We start from the raw sequence: 266 nt of genomic DNA on the forward strand, positions 1-266 counted from the left end.
AGGCATAGACAGCTAGGAGGTTGGCTTAGAAGCAGCCATCCTTTAAAGAAAGCGTAATAGCTCACTAGTCGAGTCGGTCTGCGCGGAAGATGTAACGGGGCTAAACTATGCACCGAAGCTGCGGATTCATCTTATGATGAGTGGTAGGGGAGCGTTCTGTAAGCCGTTGAAGGTGTGTTGAGAAGCATGCTGGAGGTATCAGAAGTGCGAATGCTGACATGAGTAACGATAATGGGGGTGAAAAACCCCCACGCCGAAAGACCAAG

The 266-nt window shown here is 50.0% G+C and carries 1 rRNA gene; it reads left to right on the forward strand.

The features are described 5' to 3' along the window. A 23S ribosomal RNA gene (locus ACSLUK_RS20060) occupies positions 1 to 266 on the forward strand; the annotation flags it as partial.

It is taken from the genome of Thalassotalea fusca (assembly GCF_053485835.1).